Genomic DNA, 22,554 nt, shown 5'->3' with positions numbered 1-22,554 from the left:
AATAAAAATGTTGAGGTATTATGATTTTTATAGGCTCTGATCATGCTGGGTTTAAGTTAAAGGAAGATATAAAAAATTTTCTTTTATCTAAAAATTTGAAATTTGCTGATCTAGGTGTATATTCTGAAAATAGAGTTGATTATCCAGACATAGCTGAGAAAGTAGCGAGAGAGGTTTTAAAAGGTAAAGATAACATTGGGATTTTAATATGTGGAACAGGAATAGGGATATGTATTGCTGCAAATAAAATTAAAGGCATAAGAGCTGCTTTATTGTATAATGAGCAGGTGGCTGAACTTGCAAAAAAACATAATGATGCAAATATTATATGCTTCGGTGGTAGAACTATGGATATAAATATTGTTGCAAAAATGATTGATGCATTTTTAAATTCGAACTTTGAAGGTGATAGACATAAAACAAGAATTGAAAAAATAAATAAACTTGAAAATTTATAGAATTTAAAATTTTTGTTTGAAATAATTTAAATAAATTAATTAATATTTTTAAAAAATTATATAAAAAGTTTTTAACTAATATATTATATATCTAATTTTTTAAATATGTCTTATTTAAATAAATTAAGAATAAATTCTATAATATTTGATTTAAATTATCCATTTATAGAATTTGAATGGGAAAAATTTTTTAATTGTATTGAAGATTTAAGTAAAGTTAAAAAAGAAACAATTGTTGAATATTTATTTTCTGATTCATATTATCATTTTTTAATAGGTAGATACAATTTTGATAATTTTTTTCTTCAATCATTAAATTATATAAGTTTTGGATTAAATGAAAAATATTTTAAAAAAAGGGATCAGATTATAAATTGTTATATTGATATTTTAAAAATAAATGAAAATTATATGGATAGTTTAGTTGAGTTCTTGAATTCCTTTGGCAAATTAGAGATAATCTATTTTTTGGGAAATTTTGATAATTTACACAAAGAAAAAATAGATAAATATCTTCAAGAAAAGGTTTATAAAAATTTCTATAAAAATAATATTAAATTATTAACTTCATCCGATTTCAAAATATCAAAAGCTGATCCTCAATTTTGGTACTATTTAAATGAAAAAATAAGATTAGATAATTTAACACCTGATAAAATCATTGCTTTTGAAGGTGATATAGATGCTCTTGAAGAGTGCAAAAATTTTGGATTTATTTCGTTTTTTCTTGTAAGAAATAAAAATGTTTTTTCATTTCTTAAAAAAATCAAATCATTTATTGATAACAATTTTATATTTAACTGACTGTTTAATATAAAGAATAAAATATTTGACAAATAAAATTTCGATAGTAACTTTTTTTATATTTGTACAATTTCAAATGTTGTTAATGATCTTTCACCACTTTAGTTTTTAGGAGGCTTTATGGACATTTTTGAAAAATGCTATGCTTATAATGATCCAGATATTGCAAAGCAACTTAATATATATCCTTATTTTAGAGCACATCATTCAAAAAATGATACAGTTGTTATAATTGATGGTAAAGAAGTTTTAATGCTTGGATCAAATTCTTATCTTGGTTTAACATCGCATCCAGAGGTTAAAGAAGCATCTATTAAAGCTATAGAAGAACATGGAACTGGATGTGCAGGTTCAAGGTTTTTAAATGGAACTCTTGATATACATGAAGAATTAGAAAAAAAACTTGCTGCATTTGTTGGTAAAGAAGATTGCATAATTTATTCTACAGGTTTTTTTGCAAATCAAGGTTGTATTTCAGCTTTAGCCGGTAGAAGAGATTATATAATTCTTGATAAGCTTGATCATGCCTCAATAATTGAAGGAGCAAGACTAGGGTTTGCTAAGGTATTGAAATTCAAACACAATGATATGGATGATCTTGCAAGAATTCTTAAATCAATTAAAGATGAACCAAAGATGGTTGTAGTTGATGGAGTTTATTCAATGGATGGAGACATTGTACCACTTCCACAGTTGGTTGAAATTTGTCAAGAATATAATGCTAGAATTATGGTGGATGATGCTCATTCCATTGGTGTTTTGGGACCTCAAGGAAGAGGGACTGCTGCTCATTTTGGTTTAACTGATAAAGTTGACATAATTATGGGTACATTTTCAAAATCTCTTGCTTCTCAAGGTGGTTTCATTGCTGGTGATAGAAAAGTTATTGATTATATAAGGCATACTTCAAGACCTTTTATATTTTCTGCTTCACTTGCACCAGCACTTGTTGCAGCTGCATCAAAAGCTCTTGATATAATGATAAGAGAACCTGAAAGAATTAAAAATTTATGGGATATTACAAATTATGCTAGAGAAGGTTTTTTGAAAAGAGGATTTGATATTGGAAACTCTATTACTCCAATAATACCGATTAAAGTTGGAGATAGAGATTTAACCTTAAAGTTTTGGCGATATCTTGCAGACAATAACCTGTTTGTAAATCCTGTTTTACCTCCAGCTGTTCAACCAAATCAATGTATCATTAGGACATCTTATATAGCAACTCATACAAAAGAGCAGATAGATTATGCTTTGGATGTTTTTGAAAAAGGAGCAAAACTTCTTGGAATAATAAATTAATAATTTTTAATAAAAGATTTAACATATAAAAAATTTTAGAGGAGAATAATTTTATGAATAATAAAGAAACTAAAAATGAGGAAAAATCTTATTATGAAAAACTTAATGAGGAATTGTCTTATAAATCTAAAAATTTTTGGGAAGTTAAAGAAGATGTAGAAATAAAAAAAGCTTTTGAACTTTCAGAAGATTATAAAAGATTTCTTTCTGAATGTAAAACTGAACGAGAGGTGGTTAACTATTTTCTAAATATTTTGAAAAAAAAATCTTACATTAACATTGAAGATGAGAATATCCAACTAAAAAAAGGAGATGGTTTTTATTTAAATATTATAAATAAAGCTTTAATAATAGGAAGAGTAGGGGAAGAGGACTTTGAAAATGGGTTAAATATAATAGCTGCACACAATGATGTTCCAAGACTTGATCTTAAACAGAATCCTTTATATGAAGATAGTGAACTTGCTTTATTGAGAACTCATTATTATGGAGGTATTAAAAAATACCAATGGTTAAATATTCCACTTGCTTTGCATGGAATAGTATTTTTAGAGAATGGTAAATCTGTAGAAATTACTATTGGTGAAAAAGAAAATGATCCTGTTTTTGTAATATCTGATCTTCTTCCACATTTAGCACAAAAGGTTCAAGGTGAAAAAAAATTACTAAATGGTATAGAAGGAGAAAATTTAATACTAATTGCTGGCAATATTCCAATAAAAGATAAAAAGATTAAAGAAAAAGTAAAATTAAATATACTTGAAAAATTAAATAAAGATTATGGTATTAAAGAAGAGGATTTTATATCTGCTGAAATAGAAGTTGTTCCAGCTCTAAAAGCTTATGATGTCGGGTTTGACAGAAGTTTAATAGGTGGTTATGGGCATGATGATAGAGTTTGTTCATATCTTGCTTGTAAGTCTTTAATCGAATCAAATAAAGTTAAAAAAATATCAATAGCTTTGTTACTTGATAAGGAAGAGATCGGCTCCAGTGGTATGACTGGTGCTGATTCTATGATTTTATACCATCTTTATTCTATATTGGCAAAGGTATTTAAAAAAGATTCACCATACAGTATAAGCAAAGCATTAAGAAAATCTTATTGCATTTCTTCAGATGTTTCAGCAGCCTTTGATCCATTATATAAATCTGTTTTTGATCAACAAAATACTCCTTATTTGTCTCATGGGGTATCTTTGCTTAAATATACTGGTTCAGGAGGTAAAAGTGCATCAAACGATGCAGATCCTGAGTTTTTTGCAAAGTTAAGAAATTTATTGAATAAAAATAATATTTTATGGCAATATGCAACTTTAGGAAAGGTTGATGAAGGTGGTGGTGGCACTGTAGCAAAATATATATCTTTTTTTGGAATTTCAACTATTGATGCTGGTGTTCCAGTTCTAGGAATGCATGCTCCGTTTGAAATTATTTCTAAAGCAGATTTATATGAAACATTTAGTTTTTATAAAATGTTTTATGAAGAATTTAATTAGTTAAATTGCATTTATTATATTATAGAATTATAAATTCTGGAAAACTTAATATTTTTCAATATATTTTAATAAATCTTTATAATTGCAAATAGTAATTTAATTTATTTTAAATAATTCTTAAATAAATTTTATAGACAAATTTTTTAAATATAATATAATATTTAAACAATGTATAAAAAGTAAAATGTGAATAAAATGTGAATAAATTATTAGTTTATATAATCAATAAAGATTTATTATTTTTTATTTTTTTGAATTCCTTAAATTATTGATATTTAAGGATTGTATAAAATATTATAATTTAAATTTATAAAATTTTATAATTTTAAAAATTTTAATTGTGAATAACTTGTGAAGGAATTTTTTATGTCAGAGATGGTAAAGGATAAAATTTTTTCAGATTTGATTAATTATATGATTTCAAAGAACATAATCGATGAGTTTTCTTATAATGTTTGGTTTAATAATATAGAATTTGAAAAAAATGGTGAGGAATTTATTTTATATTTTCCTTCCATTATTTCGAAGGATAAATTTGAAAAAGAATTCTTTATTTGTTTTTATGAAAATTTGAAGGAGATAATTAATAAAGATCCAAAAATTAAATTACAAGTAAAAGAAAAAAAAGTTAGCTCTGATTTAAAAGAAAAAATTAATATCAATTTAAAAGAAAATAATTTAGGTAAAAATTTAGATGAAAAAGTGAAAAATTTAATTAATGAGATTGGAGTAAAGGAAGATAATAATAAAAAGAATGATAGAGAATCTATATTAAATTATAATCAAGCATTTCACTTAAATCCAAAATATACCTTTGATAATTTTGTTATTGGAAATAATAATAAATTTTGTGCTGCAGCTGCATTAAGAGTTGCAAAATTTCCAGGTCAGAATTTTAATCCTTTATTTATTTATGGTTCTGTTGGTTTGGGGAAAACCCATATATTACAAGCAATTGCACATTATATTATAGAACATTTTCCTGATTTGAAAGTGGTTTATATACCTGTAGATCAATTTGTTAATGAATTTATCTATTCTTTACAAAATAAGCAGATGGAATTTTTTAGATTGAAATATAGAAAAGCTGATATTTTACTACTAGATGATATTCAATTTTTAGAAAAGAAAGATGCTTCTATGGAAGAATTTTTTCATACTTTCAATATTCTTCATCAAGCTGGAAAACAGATGGTATTTACATGTGATAGACCACCTAAAGATTTGCAAGATTTTGAAGAAAGGGTCAGAAATAGAATGGAATGGGGGTTAACTGTAAAAATTGTATCACCAGATTTTGAAACAAGAGTAGCTATTCTTAACAAAAAAGCATCAATTGAAGGAAGAAAATTTTCAAATGAACTGATACACTATATTGCTAAAAATGTTAAAAGTTCTATAAGGGATTTAGAATCTGCACTTATAAAAATAATTGCATACTGTGATATTTTTGCAGTTGATACATCAGAAATAAACCCAGAAAAAGCTTCTGAAATATTAAAAGATCAACTCAAATATGTTGATGATAAAAAAGTTATAGTTATAGATGATATTATAAGAAAAGTTGCAGAATCATTCAAAGTTTCGACTGTTGATATTAAATCTAAAAAAAGAAATCAATCTATTGCTTTAGCAAGGAATGTAGCAATGTATTTAGCGAGAGAACTTACAAATTACTCTACTACTGAAATTGGCCTTTCTTTTGGAGGAAAAGATCACTCAACTATTTTACATGCTTATTCTAAAATAGATTCACTTATAAAAGAGGATAGTGTTTTAAGGATAACTGTGGAGACTATAAAAAAAGAGCTATTAAGTTGATTTTTTATAAGAGCTAACTTTTAATGAGTTCTTTGATTGATTTAATGTTTTCAAATAAACTTATTTTTGAATCATCAAAGCTATTATTCAATTTTAATATTCCAATTTCGTTTTCTACTTTTAAATAAACTTCTGTTTTTCCTGGGTTTTCTTTTATAATAGTTTTGATTTTTTTAATATCCATTTCTTCAAAATTTTTATCAATTAATATTTTTATTTTTTTTAATGGGGCTTTTATAATTGAATCTTTATCATGAATGTTTGATAAAATAAGCATAGCTTCTTTTCTTTCTGGAATTCTTTTTATATTAATTTCAAAGTTCCATAATGAATAATCATTTTCTTTTTCTAATTCTTTAATTTTGTTGTAAGTGCTATTATCTCCATTTTGGAATACAAAAATATTTGTTTTAAAAAAATAAAAATTAACAAAAACTATAAAAAATTCTTTATTATCTTTATTTTTTTTTCTCTGGATTTTTTCTATATAGCCTATCATTTGAATTTTTTTATTGTTATAATTTTCATCATATATTAATTCATCAATTTCATATGAATTATAATAAAAGATTTCTCTCAAATAATTGTCAAAAGGTGAAATTGTAATGAAGTCACCTAAATATTCAAGTTGTATTTCAAAAAACTTTTGTTGGTCCCATAATTTTACTTTATTTTTATAACTATTAACTAAATTCTTAAAAAATATTTCATCTTTATTTATGTCAATGCTGGTAAAGAGATCATTTTTTTCTGATTCATTTTTTTCAAAATATTCAAGAATTTCTGGAAGAATTTCAAGTAAAATTTCTCTCCTTATGTTACAAAAATCAAAGGAACCAATTGAAATAAGCGTTTCAAGTACTTTTTTATTTACTTTCGATTTATTGACTCTTTTTATAAAATCAATAAAATTTTTGTATAAACCATTTTTTTCTCTTTCTTCTATTATATATTGTGCTACAGCCTCTCCCACACCTTTTATTGCAGATAGTCCGTATCTAATGTTTTTACCTTCTATTTTGAAAATTATATCAGATTTATTTATATCTGGTTCTAGGATCTTAATATTTTGCAATTTTGTATCTTCTAAATAAATTTTAAAATCTTCGATTTTAATTCCAAGGTTATAATTAAGTATTGCTGTCATATATTCTAATGGGTAGTTTGCTTTTAGGTAAGCTGTAATATAGCTTATATGAGCATACGCAACTGAATGTGATTTGTTGAAACAGTAACTTGCAAAATTTTCTATATCATTATACAATTTTTCAACTTTATCTCTTAAATACCCATTTTTTACAGCACCTTCAATAAAATCTTTTTTTAATTTTTCTATTAAAGTTCCCTGTTTTTTACCAATAGCCTTTCTAAGAATATCTGCTTGCCCTCCAGTGAAGCCTGAAAGAATCATAGCAGTTTTCATTATTTGTTCTTGATAAACAAGAATTCCGTATGTTTCTTGAAGAACACTTTTTAATGATTCAAATGGATATTCAATTTTACTTTTATCATGTTTTCTTTCTATATACATATCAAGATAACCTGATTTTATAGGACCAGGTCTATATAAAGCTAAAGCAACACTTATATCTTCAATTGAATCTGGTTTCAGCTTTTTAAGTAGTTTAATCATTCCTGTTGATTCAAACTGGAAAACACCGATTGTATTTCCTTCTTTTAATAAATTAAATGTTTTTTCATCATTTAAATTTATTTCAGATAAAACAATATTTTTATTTTTGTTTATTTTTATATTTTTAATTGTTTCTTCTATAATAGTTAGATTCCCCAGCCCTAATATATCCATTTTTAGAAAACCAAGTTTTTCAAGATCATCTTTATCATATTGACTTGCGATTATTTTTTGTTCTTGGGATGAAACATATACTGGTATTAATTCAGTAATTTCATCTGGAGTTATTACTACGCCAGCTGCATGAAGTGATGTTTGCCTATATTGATTTTCTAAAAACTTAGCATTTTCAAATAGATTTTTATTTTTTTCATCTTTATCAATATAATTTCTAAATTGTTCATTTAATTCATATTCTGTAGATAAATCATCATCACCCATCAATTTTGTAATATATAGTGATTCTTCTGCAGAATACCCAAGAGCTCTCGCTGCATCTCTTATAGCATTTTTAGCTTTAAGTTTATTTAATGCGTTTATATTGCAAACATGATTTTCTCCATATAAATCTTTAAGATGTTGAATAACTTTGTCTCTTTTAGTATCTTGAATATCAATATCAATATCTGGCATAGAAATTCTATCTGGATTTAAGAATCTTTCAAATAAGAGATTGTATTTTATTGGATCTATATCAGTAATATCTAAAGCATAGGCTAATATTGATCCTCCAGCAGATCCTCTACCTGGTCCAACAAGAATACCATGATCTTTTGACCATTTGATAATATCCCAAACTATTAAAAAATAGCCAATAAATCCCATCTTTTCAATAACAGAAAATTCGTATTCAAATCTATTTCTTATTTCATCAGTTATCTCTTTATATTTTTTTTTGAGCCCATCTTCAGCAATTTTTCTTAAATACTCTTTTTGTGATAAATTTTCCGGAACTTTGAAATCTGGAAGAAAATATTTGCCAAATTCAAGTTCCAAATTAACCATTTCAAAGATTTTTATAGTATTTTTAAATGCTTCATTTTTAACATTATCTGGTAAGAAATTAAATATGTTTTTCATCTCTTCATAAGATTTAAAATACATCTGATCAGATTCAAATTTAAATCTATCTTTGTTATTTATATTATCTTGAGTTTGTACAGCAAGCATTAAATCATGAAAAGAAGATTCTTCTTTGGAAATAAAATGATTATCATTTGTTATAACCATATTTAGACCATATATTTCAGAAATTTCCAAAAACTTTTTTCCTATTTTTATTTGGTCTTCAATACCATGGTCCATTAATTCGAGAAAAAATCTTTCATTACCAAATATATCTAGATATTTTGAAATTACATTTTTTAATTTGTTCTCATAATTTTTATTTTCATAAGCAATTTTAGCATAATAAGGTACTTCACCTAATAGACAAGCAGTTAAGCATATAAGACCTTTATTATATTTTTTAAGTAATTCTATATCTATTCTAGGTTTTTTATAAAATCCTTCAATATAAGCTAAAGATGATAACTTAATTAAATTTTTATACCCTTCTTTATCTAATGCAATTAATACTAAATGAAATGTTTTATTGTCTTTTGATTTGTCAAACCTTGAATTTTCTGAAATGTAAAACTCTTGACCAATTATAGGTTTAATTCCAACTGATTTACATTCTTCGTAGAATTTTATAGCTCCAAAAATATTACCATGATCAGTAATTGCTACTCCAGGCATGCCAAAATCAATAGTTTTTTTAACAAGTTTTTTAACTTTACAAGCACCATCAAGTAGAGAAAATTCAGTATGATTATGTAGGTGAATAAAAGGAGTAGTTATCATATATATTTATAACTCCATTTTTTTTTATATCAAAATAATCTTATCATAAAAATAAAATTTTTAAAAATTAAAAATAGAAAATTTGATTATAATTTATAGTTAATCTTAAATTAAAAAAAAATTATATTGAAAAATAAAAAAAAAAAATTATTAATAAAATCTGAGAAAGAAAAATAATTATTCTATAATAAAAATTGAGGTTTTTATGGTAAAAATATTTGGTTTAAAAGAAAAAGGTACAAATTTAAAGACAGAGATTCTTGCAGGAATTACTACTTTTATGACTATGGCTTATATATTAGCTGTTAACCCATCAATATTATCTAATGCAGGGATGAATTCAGGTTCAGTATTTACAGCAACTTGTATATCATCAGCAATAGCAACTTTATTTATGGCTTTGTATGCTAAGTTACCAGTTGCTTTAGCACCTGGAATGGGGCTTAATGCATTTTTTGCATTTACAGTTGTTATTGGAATGGGATATTCATGGCAGTTAGCTTTAACTGCAGTATTTCTCGAAGGAATTTTTTTTATTTTATTATCTTTGATTAATTTTAGAGAATCTATTATAAAATCAATTCCTATTGAAATAAAAAAAGCAGCGGCATGTGGTATAGGATTGTTTATTGCATATATTGGGTTAAAGAATTCAGGAATAGTTACTTTTATTTTGCCAAAAGATGGTAATGTTTTTAATATTGTACAAACTATTGGGGATATTTCAAATGGCCCTGCTTTACTAACGATTATAGGTTTGGTCATAACTATTATTTTAATAACGATAAAAATTAAAGGAGCATTACTATTGGGTATAATTATTACAACTTTAATTGGTATACCATTGAAACTTACTGTAATTAATTCAGATTTTAAATTCTTCTCTATTCCAGCCCCTCCATTATTTTTTAATTTTGAATTTAATAAAATTTTTACTTTAGATTTTTTTGTAGTATTTTTTACTTTTTTATTTGTTGATGTTTTTGATACCGTTGGGACACTTTCTGGATTAGCTTCAGAAGCTGGATTAATGGATAAAAATGGAAATATATATAATGTAAAGAAAGCATTACTTTCAGATGCTATTGGAACAACTGTTGGTGCTATTTTTGGTACTTCCACTGTAACTTCATATATTGAAAGTGCTGCAGGAATTGCAGAAGGAGGTAAAACTGGTTTAACTTCATTAACTGTAGCAATCTTATTTTTTATTTCATTATTTTTATCTCCTTTATTTTTGATAATTCCACCATCTGCAACTGCTCCTGCACTTATCATAGTTGGTTTTTTTATGATAAGCTCAATTAAAGAGATAAATTTTAATGATTATGAGGTTGGTATACCTGCTTTTTTAACTTTGTTAATGATGCCTTTGACTTATAGTATTGCTGAGGGATTAATTTTTGGAATTATTTCATATGTGTTAATAAAATTAATTAAAGGGAAATACAAAGAGATATCACCAGTTACATTAATAATAAGTATAGTATTTTTATTAAAACATCTTTTATAACTGATATCTATAAAGAGATTTTTTATATATTGATATATAAATAGTATTTTTAAAATTTTTTAAATTTTATTTTTTGTTAGGAAATTGGTATATATAAGTAAATACAAGATTAAATAAGTTAAAATAAAATAATAATAAAATTTAATTAAAAGAAAAATTTATTTTGTTAAATTAGTAAAAACAAAAGAGGTTATTATGAAAGATGTATATGATATTGCTATTATTGGTGCTGGAGTTGTTGGAGCAAATATAGCAAGAAAATTATCATCCTATGATTTAAGTATTTGTGTTCTTGAAAAAGAGGCTGATGTTTCTTTTGGTGTATCGAAAGCTAATTCTGGAATTATTCATGCAGGGTTTCACCATTCTCCAAAATATTTAAAAGCTAAATTAGAAATAGAAGGAAATCTAATGTTTGATAGACTTCAAAAGGAATTACATTTCCCTTTTAGAAGATGTGGTATCCTAGTTGTAGCTTTTACAGAGGAAGAAATGAAATCTTGTTATCAATTATATGATCAGGGAATAGAAAATGGAGTTATAGGATTGGAACTTTGTAATAGAAATAGAATACTACAACTTGAGCCTAAATTAGGAACAGAAGTTATTGGTGGCTTATATGCACCAACTGGTGGAATAATAGAACCTTATAGATTTGTTTTTTCATTAATTGAATCAGCAAAGAAAAATGGAGTTGAAATTTATACTGATTTTTATGTTTCTAAAGCGAATTTTTCAAATAATATATATTCAATTTTTTCTAAAGATGGTAAAGTTATTAAAGCAAAATTTGTAATTAATGCTGCAGGTTTATTTGCTGATGAGATTTCAAATATTTTTAGTGGTGAAGATTTTAAGATTAAAGCAAGAAAAGGGGAATATTTTTTAATAGACAAGAGTGCTAATTATATCCCATCAAAAGTTATATTTCCAGTTCCTACTTCTGTATCAAAAGGAATACTTGTTATACCTACTGTTGAGGGAACTTGTCTTTTAGGTCCTACAGCAGAAGATGTAGATGATAAAGAAGATGTTTCAACTAATAGAGAAAATTTAACAAAAATTCTTTATTTAACCAAAAAAATTATTTCACAAATTTCTGAAAAAGATATAATTACATCTTTTGCAGGAAATAGACCTGCTTTAGACTCAAATGATTTTTTTATTAAATGGTCACAAAAAGCACCAAATTTTTTGCAGGTTGCTGGAATTCAATCACCTGGTTTAACAGCTTCACCTGCTATAGCAAATTATGTTAAAGATTTACTGAAAGAAAAGGATATTAAACTCACTGAAAAAAAAGATTGGGATCCTTTTATTGATGATTTTCCTAAAGTTAGATTCTTAAAAGATTTTGAGGTTGATATGCTTTATAAAAATGATCCTACTTTTGCAAATATAGTTTGTAGATGTGAGCAAGTTTCTGAAGCTGAAATTAGGGAAGCAATTAGAAAAGGGCATATTACATTGGATGGAATAAAATTTTATACAAGGGCTGGCATGGGAAGATGTCAGGGAGGTTTTTGTTCTTATAAAATATTAAAGATTATTAGTGAAGAAACAAAAATGGATCTAACTCAAATAACAAAAAGAGGAGGAGATTCAAGACTTATATTCAAAAAACTTTAAAATAAATATTTTTATTTATTTGTATATATATTAATTAATGTTAAAATTTTTTATAATAATAATTAATTAGAATAAAAATGATTTTCACATAAAAATTAAGAGGTAAATATGAAAGAAAAAAATTATGATGTTGTTGTAATTGGAGGAGGGGCAGCAGGTTTATCAGCAGTTTATGCTATTGCAAAGGAAAATTTTAAGATTGCTATTGTTGAGAGGGAAGAAAGATTAGGAGGAATATTAAATCAATGCATTCATAATGGTTTTGGGCTTCACTATTTTAAAGAAGAGCTTACAGGTCCTGAGTTTGCTTTAAGATTTATAAAAGATATTAAAAAATTTGAAAACATAGATTATTATCTTCAAACTACTGTGACAAATATAGAAGTAGAAAATAACTATAAGATTTTAAGTTGTTATTCTAAATTACATGGGGTATTAAGATTCAGTAGTAAAGCAGTTGTATTGGCAATGGGTTGTAGAGAAAGAAATAGAGGAAACATTGGTACTCCTGGGTCTAGACCAGCTGGTGTATATACAGCTGGTTTAGCCCAGAGACTAATTAATATTGATGGATATATTCCAGGTAATGAGTTTGTAATTGTAGGTTCTGGGGATATTGGATTAATTATGGCTAGAAGATTAACATGGAGTGGATGTAAAGTTAAAGCTGTAATTGAAATACAACCATACCCTTCAGGATTAACAAGAAATATTGTTCAATGTTTACACGACTTTAATATACCTTTGTACTTATCACATGTTGTTTCCAAAATATACGGTAAGGATAGAGTAACAGGTGTTGATGTTACTCCTCTTGAAAATGGTAAATATATTGAGGAAAAAACATTTCATATTGAATGTGATACTCTTTTATTATCAGTTGGACTTATTCCGGAAAATGAATTATCAAAAAAATGTGGAGTTTTGATAAATCCTGATACTAATGGTCCTTTTGTAGATGCGTACCAAATGACTAATATTGATGGTATATTTTCATGCGGCAATGTTTTACATGTCCATGATTTAGTTGATTATGTTGCTTATGAGGGAATTAAGACAGGCGAATCAGTTTGCAAATATTTAAAAGGAGAATTAAAAGGGAAAAAACAGTTTCCTGTTTATGCTGGATCTAATATAAGATATGTTTGCCCCAATAAATTTGATCCATTAGTTGATAATAACTTTTATATGAGATCAATGGTTGTGAAAAATGGAGCTAATTTAGAAATAAAACTGAATGGAAACATTATTAAAACTATTAAATTAAACCATGTTCAGCCTTCAGAAATGATAAATGTAAAAATAAAGAGTGAAGATTTGATTACAGTATTAAATAATTATAACTATGATGAGAACAATTTAGAATTTAGATTAGAATAAAATATATTTTAAATATAAGGAGAACTTATGGAAAAGGAGATTGTGTGTATTTCATGCCCTTTAGGTTGTAGATTAAAAATATCTTTTCCAGATAATAAGACTGATTTGAACAGTGAAGATATAAATATTATAGGGAATAAATGTTCAAGAGGTATTATATATGGAACAGAAGAAATCTTAATGCCTAAAAGAGTAGTAACAGCAACTTGTAAGATAAATTCAAAATTCCAAAATAGAGTTTCAGTAAAAACTAATAGACCTATAGAAAAAAAATATATAGACAGACTATTAAATACTTTATACTCTCTTAATTTAAAGGTTCCAATTAAAGAAGGACAGATAATTTTAGAAAATTTTGAAGGTTCAGGGGTTAATATAGTTTCAACAATGGAGTTGGAAGAATAATTATTTATAAAAACAGTTTTATTAAATATTTTATTTTTTATAACTTTTAATTTGACAAAATAGTTTAATTTTATAATGTTTTTTTGATGGAAAATTTATCTATAGGAGTATTTGATTCTGGAGTTGGTGGGCTAACAGTTCTTTCTGAGCTTATAAAATTATTACCTAATGAAAACTTTATCTATTTTGGAGATATTGCACATTTGCCTTATGGTTCAAAATCTTCTGAAGCAATAAAGAAGTTTTCCTTTAGGAATACGGCTTTTTTAATAGAAAAAGGAATAAAACTTCTTGTTGTTGCATGTAATACTTCAACAGCTATAGCTTTAGATTATTTAAAATCCATATTCAATATACCTATAATTGGAGTTATTGAACCAGCAGTTGAAGAAGCTTTAAGTTTTAGCTTTGCTAAAAGTATTGGTGTTATTGGGACTAAAGCTACTGTAAATTCAAATAAATATAAAGAAATAATTAATAGTAAAAATAAGAATATTAATGTTATACAAAAAGCAACACCTCTTTTTGTACCTTTAATAGAGGAAGGTTGGATAAATAATAAAGTAATGGATATTGTAATAGACCAATATTTATGTGAACTAAAAAATCAAGTTGATGTATTAATTTTAGGATGTACACATTATCCAATCATAAAAAGAAAAATAGAGAATTATTTTGAAGGGAAAGTTAAAATAGTGGACTCATCTCAAAGCACTTCAAGGATAGTTTTTAATTTTTTAGAAAAAAATAATTACTTTAATAACTCAAATATAAGAGGAAATGTTAAAATTTATTTTTCTGATGATAGTGGATGTTTCAATTTAATGGAAAAATTAATTTTAAATAAAAATTATGGTTATGAAAAAATAGTTATTGGGGATTACACAAATTAGAAAATTAAGTTTTGAAAAATATTTAAAAAAATTTATGAGGTAATTATGAAAAAAATATTAAAAATTTTGTTTGTTTCTCTGTTTTTAATTTTATTACTTTCATCGACTGTTGATTTTATAATATTAACTGTTAATTCTGAACCTATTACATGGTTAAAATTTATAAAAAAATATGATAGAATGTATTATTATTATAAACAAGGACAGATTCCTCAGTTTAAAAAAATAGATGTTATTAATGAAATGATCGATGAGATACTAATTAAACAAAAGGCTTCTGAAATTGGTATATCAGTTAAGAATGAAGAGGTAGAAAATGATATAAAAAGAATTTTAAAAGATAATAATATGACTAAAGAACAATTTGTTAACCAACTTAAATATATGGGTTATGACTCATATGAAGAATTTTTTGAAGAAAGAAAATTTGGTTTTATAAAATATAGATTCTTTTTTGAATATATAAATAAAATTTCCCCAAAACCAACAAATGAAGAAGTTAAAAGTTTTTATGAGAAAAATAAGGATAAATATAAAGGAACATATAAATATAATATCCTATTAGTTAAGACCGTTCTTCCAGAAAATTATAAATTACAGGATATGATAAACGCTAAAAAAGCCTTATTAGAGATAAAAAATTTAATTGAGTCAGATAAAAAATTGTATAATAAAGCAAATATTAAAGCTATTAAAGAGCTTATAAAAAAAATTGCTGAAAAATATAAAATTGTTATAAATGATGAATTAAAAAATATTTATCCTGAGATTGAAATTAAAGAGTTTATATCAAAATTTATTTTTATTTTACCTGATAATTTATCAGATGTATTTATTTATGAAAAAGATTATTATCTTGTTTATCTCTTTAGCAAAGATAAAATTGATTTTATTCCATTAGAAGATGTTAAGAGTAAAATTTATAATTATCTTGAGCAAGAAAATATGCAGAAAACTTATGAAAATGTTATCAAGAAACTTAAAGAGGAAGCTATTATAATATGGTACAGAAGAGATGTTATTGATCAATAATATTATGAAAATTAACCATGAATATTTAAAATATGAAGATTAATTTACAAATATTTAATTATGGATAAAAATGAAATTGATTTTGAAAAAATTAAAGAAAATTTAGAAGAAAATAAAATAATTATTCCTGATAGAAGAATCTCTAGGATTCTTGTTTTAAAAGCTCTTTATCAATATTATTTTTTACCTGAGCTTGTTGATGAAATAGGGAGTTTTAAATGGGTAAAGAAAAGTTATAATGATTTTATTTTTCAATACTCTAAAATGTTATATTATGGTGTAATTAGAAATAAAGAAGCAATAGATAATATTATTAAAAAATTTTCAAAAAGAATTTTTGATCAAATAGATTTAATAGATAAAATAATACTAGAATTTTCAATTTATCAAATGATGGAAGATAAAAAATTGAAGCATAAAATTATTATAGATGAAGCTATAGAAATTTCCAAAGCTTATTCAAATAAAAATGCTTATAAATTTATTAATGGAATACTTGATGCTTATTCAAAGGAGTTACAGAATAAAATATAAATTTTTTTTATTATTTTAGTAAATTCTTTATCTTTTTAAAACATTTGTTTCTCTAATCATTGTACCTGTTTCAATTATTTCTTCTATTTTATATGTTCCGTATTTTCTAGCTTTTAAAAAACCATCCCAAGCAGCTTCTGCAAATCTCCCATCCTCTAGAAGTTCAAACAACCATATGTGAGTAAATTCTGGGTCATCTTGCAAAATGCCTGCTTGAATTTCGAGTAACCATTTTCTGTTATAATATTCTTGAGAACCTATAATTGGTGCTATTAATATAGGTAATCCAAGGCCAGCATAAAATGATAATTCAGAAGGTTTTGTCCATAAGATGTCAGTAACTCTAATTAGTTGAGAAAACTTAGAAAAATAATCATCATCACTTTCTCCGTATAATATATAAGTACCCTCGGGATCAATTTTTAATTCATTTATATAGTTTTTAAAATGTTCATATAAATTTTTTCTCTTTCCAACAACTATATTAAAATTTAGCTCACCATTATTTATTTTTTCTTTAAGGCTTTTTAATGCTTTCTCAGCAATATCTGCTTGAGCACCAGCACCACCAATGCAGAATGATATTGAAAGTTTTCTTTTTCTTTCAAACTTTAAATTATCTACTCCTAAAAAATGTTCAAGTTCTTTTTCATGTAAAGGGAAAAACCTGTTTTTTGGGTCTAAATAGTGAAGTCTTTGAGCAACATCGTATTTTAATATATTTAATTCTTTATTACCTAATAATTCTTTTGGAAATGGAAATCCAGTTAAAAAGATTCTATCATCAGGAACTCCATAACTTTTTAATCTTCTAACAGCATTTCCACAAGGAGCAAAATATCTAATTTTGCTCTTATAAGGGTCTTTAGCTACCCATACTCTTGAAATTTCAGCATCACAAATAATGCAATAATTTACTGGATAGTGATAATAATCAGCAATTAAAGCAGCGATAGGGTAAGAACTTATAATTGGTAGTGGGTAGCTTTTTATTTTATCCATTAATGTTTTACCAAGCCCTTTTTTTAAAAAATTATAAATAAATTCAAGTTGAACAGTTGGAGCTGTTAAATTTTTGTATTGAAATCTTGTAGGGATCTCTTGAGCTTTATCAATTATTTTAAATAAAAATTCACCAATTAAAGGTAAGCTTTTAATTCTTGATAAAGATTCATAAGTATTTCTTAGCCTTGTCCATAATTTTTTTTCTGATAAGTTTGATGTTTCATCTTCTCCAAGAAGAAGTATTTTTTCATTTGCAAGATATTTTAATGGATAAACAGCTCTTTTATGTCCAAGTCCCATTTCAACTGAAATTATCCATGCTTTTAAATCTTTATCCATCTGATCTCCTTTTTTATATTCCTTTTGATTAATTTTAATTTAATTTTTTGCTTATAATTTATTTAAAAATTACTTAAAATATATTTAAGATTAATATATAAGAAATTTATTTATATTAAAATTAAATTGAAAATTTTATATTTTATTTTCGATTAGTTTTTTAACAAGGTTAGCAATTTTTTCATAGCCGTTTTCTAAATTTAGTTTTATTATATTTTCCCTTAACATTAATTCTAAATTTTCATTTGTTAAGATTTCTTTAGTTTTTTGAGCAATTTTTTTTGCACTTTTTATAATATATCCAACCTTATGTTTTTTAATAAACTCAGCATTTCCTGATTCTTGTCCGAGAATGTAATAAGAAATAATTAGAGGTTTTCTTAATGTAAGAGCTTCAAATATACCTGAGTATCCAGCTTTTGTTATTACAAGTTCTGAGCAATGCATGAGTTCTGGCATAAAATCAATAAATCCATATATTTTTACAACTCTTTCAGGTATTTTATTGAATATTTTGTAAAGTTTTTCTGCAATTTTTTTTAAAATATTATTTCTTCCACAGACAAGAGCTATATCAATGTCTGCATCAATTTTCAATATTTCTTTGAATACGAATTCTCCGTAAGGCAAACCAACTCCACCTCCTGCAAGTAAAACAAGCTTTTTATCGCCTCTAAATCCTAATTTTTCTTTATGGATTTTTCTCTCTTCTTTAGACCATACTTCATAAAATCCTTTTTTTAGTGGTGGAGGTATAACTACAATATTTGTTTCTGGTATTTTATATTTTTTGATGGCTAATTCTTTTATTTCATTATTAGGCACCATTGAAATTACATTTTTATTATTAAAGTACCATGGACCTGGTTTTAAATCTAAAACTGTATTAATTATAGGAATATTTAAATTTACTAACTTACATGCTTCATAAACTGCTTGGATTATAAGAGGGTGAGATACAATAATTAGATTAGGATTAAATTCTTTTATTAATTCTGAAATATAATTTTTTAATTGTTTTGAAATCATAGATACATTTATATTGTTTATTAAATTTAAATGTGAGAAATAATAAATAAAACCGTAGATGGGAGTTGCATAAGAAGATAAAAATTGGTAGGTATCTTCAGAGATAAATTTTAACAATTTATTTTTTGGAGGAATTGCATCTTCTATTCTAATATCAAATTCATTAATATAATAAGTATTAAGTGCATCTCTTATTGATTTACATATTGCAAGGTGTCCTTCACCTGCTAAAACATAAAGCATTAAGATTTTTTTCTTTTGCATAAAATACTCCTTTATATAAATATAGTTTTAACAAAAGAAAAATCAAATATTAATAGATTATTAATAATTTAATTTGTTTAATTTGTAGTCTTCTACTTTTGACAAAATTATATTATTTGTTAATTTTTATTTATGAATGATTTAATTAATGGAATAAATTCAAAAATATTTGAAAGAGAAAAATTAGCTTTATTGCTAAAAGAAAAATATAACGGCAAAAAGGTAGTTTTTACAAATGGATGTTTCGATATTTTGCATAAAGGGCATTTAATTTTATTATCAGAATGTAAAAAATTTGGTGATATTTTAGTTGTAGCATTAAATAGTGATTTATCAGTAAGAAAATTGAAAGGAAGCAACAGACCTATTAATGCTATTGAAGATAGAATGTTTATCTTAGCATCAATTTTTTTTGTAGATTTTGTTACATGGTTTGAAGAAAATGATCCAGTTGAAACTATAAGAATTATAAAACCCAATATACATGTAAAAGGTGGTGACTATAAACCTGAAGATCTTATAGAATATGACATATTAAATAAAATGGGAATAGAATTAAAGATTATTCCTTATATTAATGGTTATTCAACGACTAATATAATTAAAAAAATGAGCAAATAATTTTATTTAAAAACATATAAAAAAGCAGGTATATACTTATGCGAAAATTTATTTTTATTACAGGTGGAGTATGTTCTTCTTTAGGAAAGGGCATAGCTTCATCGGTTATTGCTTCATTGCTTGAATGTAGAGGTTATAGAATAGTTTTACAGAAAATAGATCCATATTTAAACGTTGATGCTGGGACCATGTCACCTTTTCAGCATGGAGAAGTCTATGTAACCGATGATGGTGCTGAGACAGACCTTGATCTTGGAAATTATTCTAGGTTTACAAATATGGTTTTATCCAGTTTAAATTCAATTACAGCAGGGAAAGTTTATAAATCTGTAATTGAAAAAGAAAGAAAAGGTGAATATCTTGGAAAGACAGTACAAGTTATTCCACATGTTACCGATGAGATCCAGTTAATGATTGAAGAATTAAATGAAAAGGAAAAGCCTGATTTTCATATAGTTGAAATTGGTGGTACTGTAGGGGATATAGAATCAGTACCATTTCTTGAAGCAGCTAGAGAATTTTTTCTTTCTCGAAAAAAAGATGTATTATTTATCCACTTAACATTAATACCTAAAATAGAAGTTGCTGGTGAATATAAGACAAAACCTACACAACATTCTGTAGGTATATTAAGACAAATAGGAATAGTTCCAGATATTATATTAACAAGAATTTCTGGTAAACTTACAAAAGAAATGAAAAAGAAAATATCTCTTTTTTGTTCTGTTGATTTTAATGATGTTTTTGAAGCACCTGATGTTGATAATATTTATGAACTACCTCTTATATATTACAATCAAGGAATTGATGTTAAAATACTTGAAAAATTTAATATTGAACCAAAAAGTATAAATTTATCAAAATGGGAAGAAATTTCTAAGTCTATAAAAGACTCAAAGGAATCAATAAATCTTTTTCTTTGTGGTAAATATGTTAATTTAAATGATGCTTATAAATCTATTTACGAGGCTATTAAACATGCTGGTTTAAAAAATAAAACAAAGATTAAAATCCATAAAATAGATACTGAAGATGTTGAAACAAATATTGAAATTTTGGATCATATTAAAAGAGAGGCAGATGCAATTATAGTTCCAGGAGGTTTTGGATCTAGAGGGATAGAAGGAAAAATAAAGATAATTAAATTAGCAAGAGAAAATAGGATTCCTTTTTTAGGGATATGTCTTGGAATGCAATGCATGACAATAGAATATTCAAGAAATGTTGCTAATATTAAAGATGCTAATTCTGAAGAGTTTGAAACAAATGGAAAAAATAAAGTGATATGCTTAATGGAAGAACAAAAAAATGTTAAGAATCTTGGTGGTACAATGAGATTAGGAGCTTATTCATGTAGATTAGCTAAAAATAGTAAAGTATATGAAGTATATAATTCAGAAATTATATATGAAAGACATAGACATAGATATGAATTTAATAATGAGTATAGAAAATTATTGCAAGAAAATGGGTTAATAATATCTGGAGTTAATGAGGAATTGGATCTTGTTGAGGTTGTAGAATGGCCTGATCATCCTTTTGGTATAGGAGTTCAATTTCACCCGGAATTTAAATCTAAACCTTTTGATCCACATCCTTTATTTAAAAATCTTATTGAAGAAGGTTTGAAATATAAAAAAAACAAATACAATAATTAAAAAATAATTAATTAAACAAAAAGGTTAATTTATGATAATTAAATCTAGAGAAATTAATATTGGTAGTTATTTCAGAATAGGAGGTGATAATCCTTTAGCATTTATATTAGGTCCATGCGTTATTGAAAATGAAATAGTACCATTAAAAATTGCTGAAAAATTAAAAGAATTATCTGATAAATACCATTTTAATTTTATTTTTAAAGCTTCTTTTGATAAAGCAAATAGAACTTCTTATAATTCCTTTCGTGGTGTTGGATTAGAGAAAGGTATTAATATATTAAAAAAGGTTAAGGAAGAGTTTAATATTCCAGTTTTAACAGATATACATGAGTCTTATCAAGCAAAAATAGTATCTGAAGTTGTTGATGTGATTCAAATTCCGGCTTTTCTTATAAGACAAACTGATTTGGTTTATAGTGCTGCAATCACTGGTAAGGTATTAAATTTAAAAAAAGCTCAATTTTTATCACCTTTTGAAATGGAACACGTTGTTAATAAAGTTTTAGAGGCTCAAAATAATAATTTTTTCATAACAGATAGAGGCACTTTTTTTGGATATAATAGATTGGTAAATGATTTTAAATATTTCCCTATATATAAAAAGTTTGCTCCACTTTGTTTAGATGTTACACATTCCTGTCAATTACCAGGAATGGCGAAAAGTTCAGGGGGGGAACCTGAATATATTGATAATCTATCCTATGCTGGAGTTGCTTCTTATGTGGATTTATTATTTTTCGAGACACACTTTTCTAGAAAAGAATCAAAATCAGATTCTTCTAATTTAATTTTATTAGATGACCTTGAGAAGTTAATTCCTAAATTAATAAAATTAGGGGAGTTTGTTAGAAAAGAGATATTTTAATGCTTACTTTGATAAATTTTTA

18 protein-coding genes are annotated in these 22,554 nt (G+C 25.3%); 15 read left to right on the top strand and 3 right to left on the bottom strand.

Translation table 11 applies throughout. The features are described 5' to 3' along the window. Positions 1–17 precede the first annotated feature (17 nt). The 5 genes from rpiB to dnaA all read left to right on the top strand — a co-directional run bounded on the left by rpiB (position 18) and on the right by dnaA (position 5,884). Positions 18–458: a ribose 5-phosphate isomerase B gene (gene rpiB, locus N3A58_05115; GenBank protein ID MCX8058773.1), complete on the top strand. Its 441-nt coding sequence runs from the start codon at positions 18–20 to the stop codon at positions 456–458. 105 nt (positions 459–563) lie between these two features. Further along, entirely contained in the window at positions 564–1,262 is a 699-nt protein-coding gene (locus tag N3A58_05110; GenBank protein ID MCX8058772.1) for a hypothetical protein, read from the top strand. A gap of 120 nt (positions 1,263–1,382) precedes the next feature. Further along, the gene (locus tag N3A58_05105) at positions 1,383–2,564 is read left to right on the top strand and encodes a pyridoxal phosphate-dependent aminotransferase family protein (GenBank protein ID MCX8058771.1); all 1,182 of its coding nucleotides are present in this window, start codon (positions 1,383–1,385) and stop codon (positions 2,562–2,564) included. Between the two features lie 53 nt (positions 2,565–2,617). Beyond that, on the top strand, positions 2,618–4,063 hold the full coding sequence (locus N3A58_05100; GenBank protein MCX8058770.1) for an aminopeptidase: 1,446 nt from the start codon (positions 2,618–2,620) through the stop codon (positions 4,061–4,063). 366 nt (positions 4,064–4,429) lie between these two features. Continuing rightward, positions 4,430–5,884, top strand: a complete 1,455-nt coding sequence (gene dnaA / locus N3A58_05095) for a chromosomal replication initiator protein DnaA (GenBank protein MCX8058769.1) — start codon at positions 4,430–4,432, stop codon at positions 5,882–5,884. 13 nt (positions 5,885–5,897) lie between these two features. On the opposite strand, the gene dnaE is transcribed toward dnaA, so the two are convergent. Continuing rightward, positions 5,898–9,362 carry a DNA polymerase III subunit alpha gene (dnaE, locus tag N3A58_05090; protein ID MCX8058768.1) on the bottom strand — a complete coding sequence of 1,155 codons (3,465 nt, stop codon included), beginning with the start codon at positions 9,360–9,362 and terminating at the stop codon, positions 5,898–5,900. A 205-nt stretch (positions 9,363–9,567) separates the two neighbouring features. On the opposite strand from dnaE, the gene N3A58_05085 reads away from it, so the two are divergent. From N3A58_05085 to nusB, 7 genes are all read left to right on the top strand, one after another. Further along, positions 9,568–10,875 carry an NCS2 family permease gene (locus tag N3A58_05085; GenBank protein MCX8058767.1) on the top strand — a complete coding sequence of 436 codons (1,308 nt, stop codon included), beginning with the start codon at positions 9,568–9,570 and terminating at the stop codon, positions 10,873–10,875. A 195-nt stretch (positions 10,876–11,070) separates the two neighbouring features. Continuing rightward, the gene (locus N3A58_05080; GenBank protein MCX8058766.1) at positions 11,071–12,504 is read left to right on the top strand and encodes an FAD-dependent oxidoreductase; all 1,434 of its coding nucleotides are present in this window, start codon (positions 11,071–11,073) and stop codon (positions 12,502–12,504) included. 108 nt (positions 12,505–12,612) lie between these two features. Continuing rightward, the gene (locus N3A58_05075; protein ID MCX8058765.1) at positions 12,613–13,884 is read left to right on the top strand and encodes an NAD(P)/FAD-dependent oxidoreductase; all 1,272 of its coding nucleotides are present in this window, start codon (positions 12,613–12,615) and stop codon (positions 13,882–13,884) included. Between the two features lie 27 nt (positions 13,885–13,911). Beyond that, on the top strand, positions 13,912–14,289 hold the full coding sequence (locus tag N3A58_05070) for a DUF1667 domain-containing protein (protein MCX8058764.1): 378 nt from the start codon (positions 13,912–13,914) through the stop codon (positions 14,287–14,289). Between the two features lie 86 nt (positions 14,290–14,375). Further along, on the top strand, positions 14,376–15,182 hold the full coding sequence (gene murI / locus N3A58_05065; GenBank protein MCX8058763.1) for a glutamate racemase: 807 nt from the start codon (positions 14,376–14,378) through the stop codon (positions 15,180–15,182). Positions 15,183–15,227: 45 nt separating this feature from the next. Further along, the gene (locus N3A58_05060; GenBank protein MCX8058762.1) at positions 15,228–16,214 is read left to right on the top strand and encodes a SurA N-terminal domain-containing protein; all 987 of its coding nucleotides are present in this window, start codon (positions 15,228–15,230) and stop codon (positions 16,212–16,214) included. A gap of 60 nt (positions 16,215–16,274) precedes the next feature. Then, positions 16,275–16,748, top strand: a complete 474-nt coding sequence (gene nusB, locus N3A58_05055) for a transcription antitermination factor NusB (protein MCX8058761.1) — start codon at positions 16,275–16,277, stop codon at positions 16,746–16,748. A gap of 27 nt (positions 16,749–16,775) precedes the next feature. Here nusB and N3A58_05050 read toward each other — a convergent pair whose 3' ends face one another. Continuing rightward, positions 16,776–18,092: a hypothetical protein gene (locus tag N3A58_05050; GenBank protein ID MCX8058760.1), complete on the bottom strand. Its 1,317-nt coding sequence runs from the start codon at positions 18,090–18,092 to the stop codon at positions 16,776–16,778. A gap of 135 nt (positions 18,093–18,227) precedes the next feature. After that, complete coding sequence (locus tag N3A58_05045; GenBank protein MCX8058759.1) at positions 18,228–19,385, bottom strand: hypothetical protein; 1,158 nt, start codon at positions 19,383–19,385, stop codon at positions 18,228–18,230. A 132-nt stretch (positions 19,386–19,517) separates the two neighbouring features. Between N3A58_05045 and rfaE2 the strand changes: the two genes are divergently transcribed. Genes rfaE2 through kdsA form a run of 3 tightly spaced genes read left to right on the top strand, consistent with a single transcriptional unit; the run spans position 19,518 to position 22,532 of the window. Beyond that, a complete protein-coding gene (gene rfaE2 / locus N3A58_05040; protein ID MCX8058758.1) occupies positions 19,518–20,006 on the top strand; it encodes a D-glycero-beta-D-manno-heptose 1-phosphate adenylyltransferase in 489 nt (162 codons plus the stop codon). A gap of 32 nt (positions 20,007–20,038) precedes the next feature. Continuing rightward, positions 20,039–21,664: a CTP synthase gene (locus N3A58_05035; protein MCX8058757.1), complete on the top strand. Its 1,626-nt coding sequence runs from the start codon at positions 20,039–20,041 to the stop codon at positions 21,662–21,664. A gap of 31 nt (positions 21,665–21,695) precedes the next feature. Continuing rightward, positions 21,696–22,532 carry a 3-deoxy-8-phosphooctulonate synthase gene (gene kdsA / locus N3A58_05030; protein MCX8058756.1) on the top strand — a complete coding sequence of 279 codons (837 nt, stop codon included), beginning with the start codon at positions 21,696–21,698 and terminating at the stop codon, positions 22,530–22,532. Positions 22,533–22,554 lie beyond the last annotated feature (22 nt).

It is taken from the genome of Spirochaetota bacterium (assembly GCA_026415295.1).
Classification (GTDB): Bacteria; Spirochaetota; JAAYUW01; order JAAYUW01; family JAOAHJ01; genus JAOAHJ01.
Note: the sequence above shows the minus strand (reverse complement) of the source record. Positions and strands in the feature narration are given on the sequence as shown.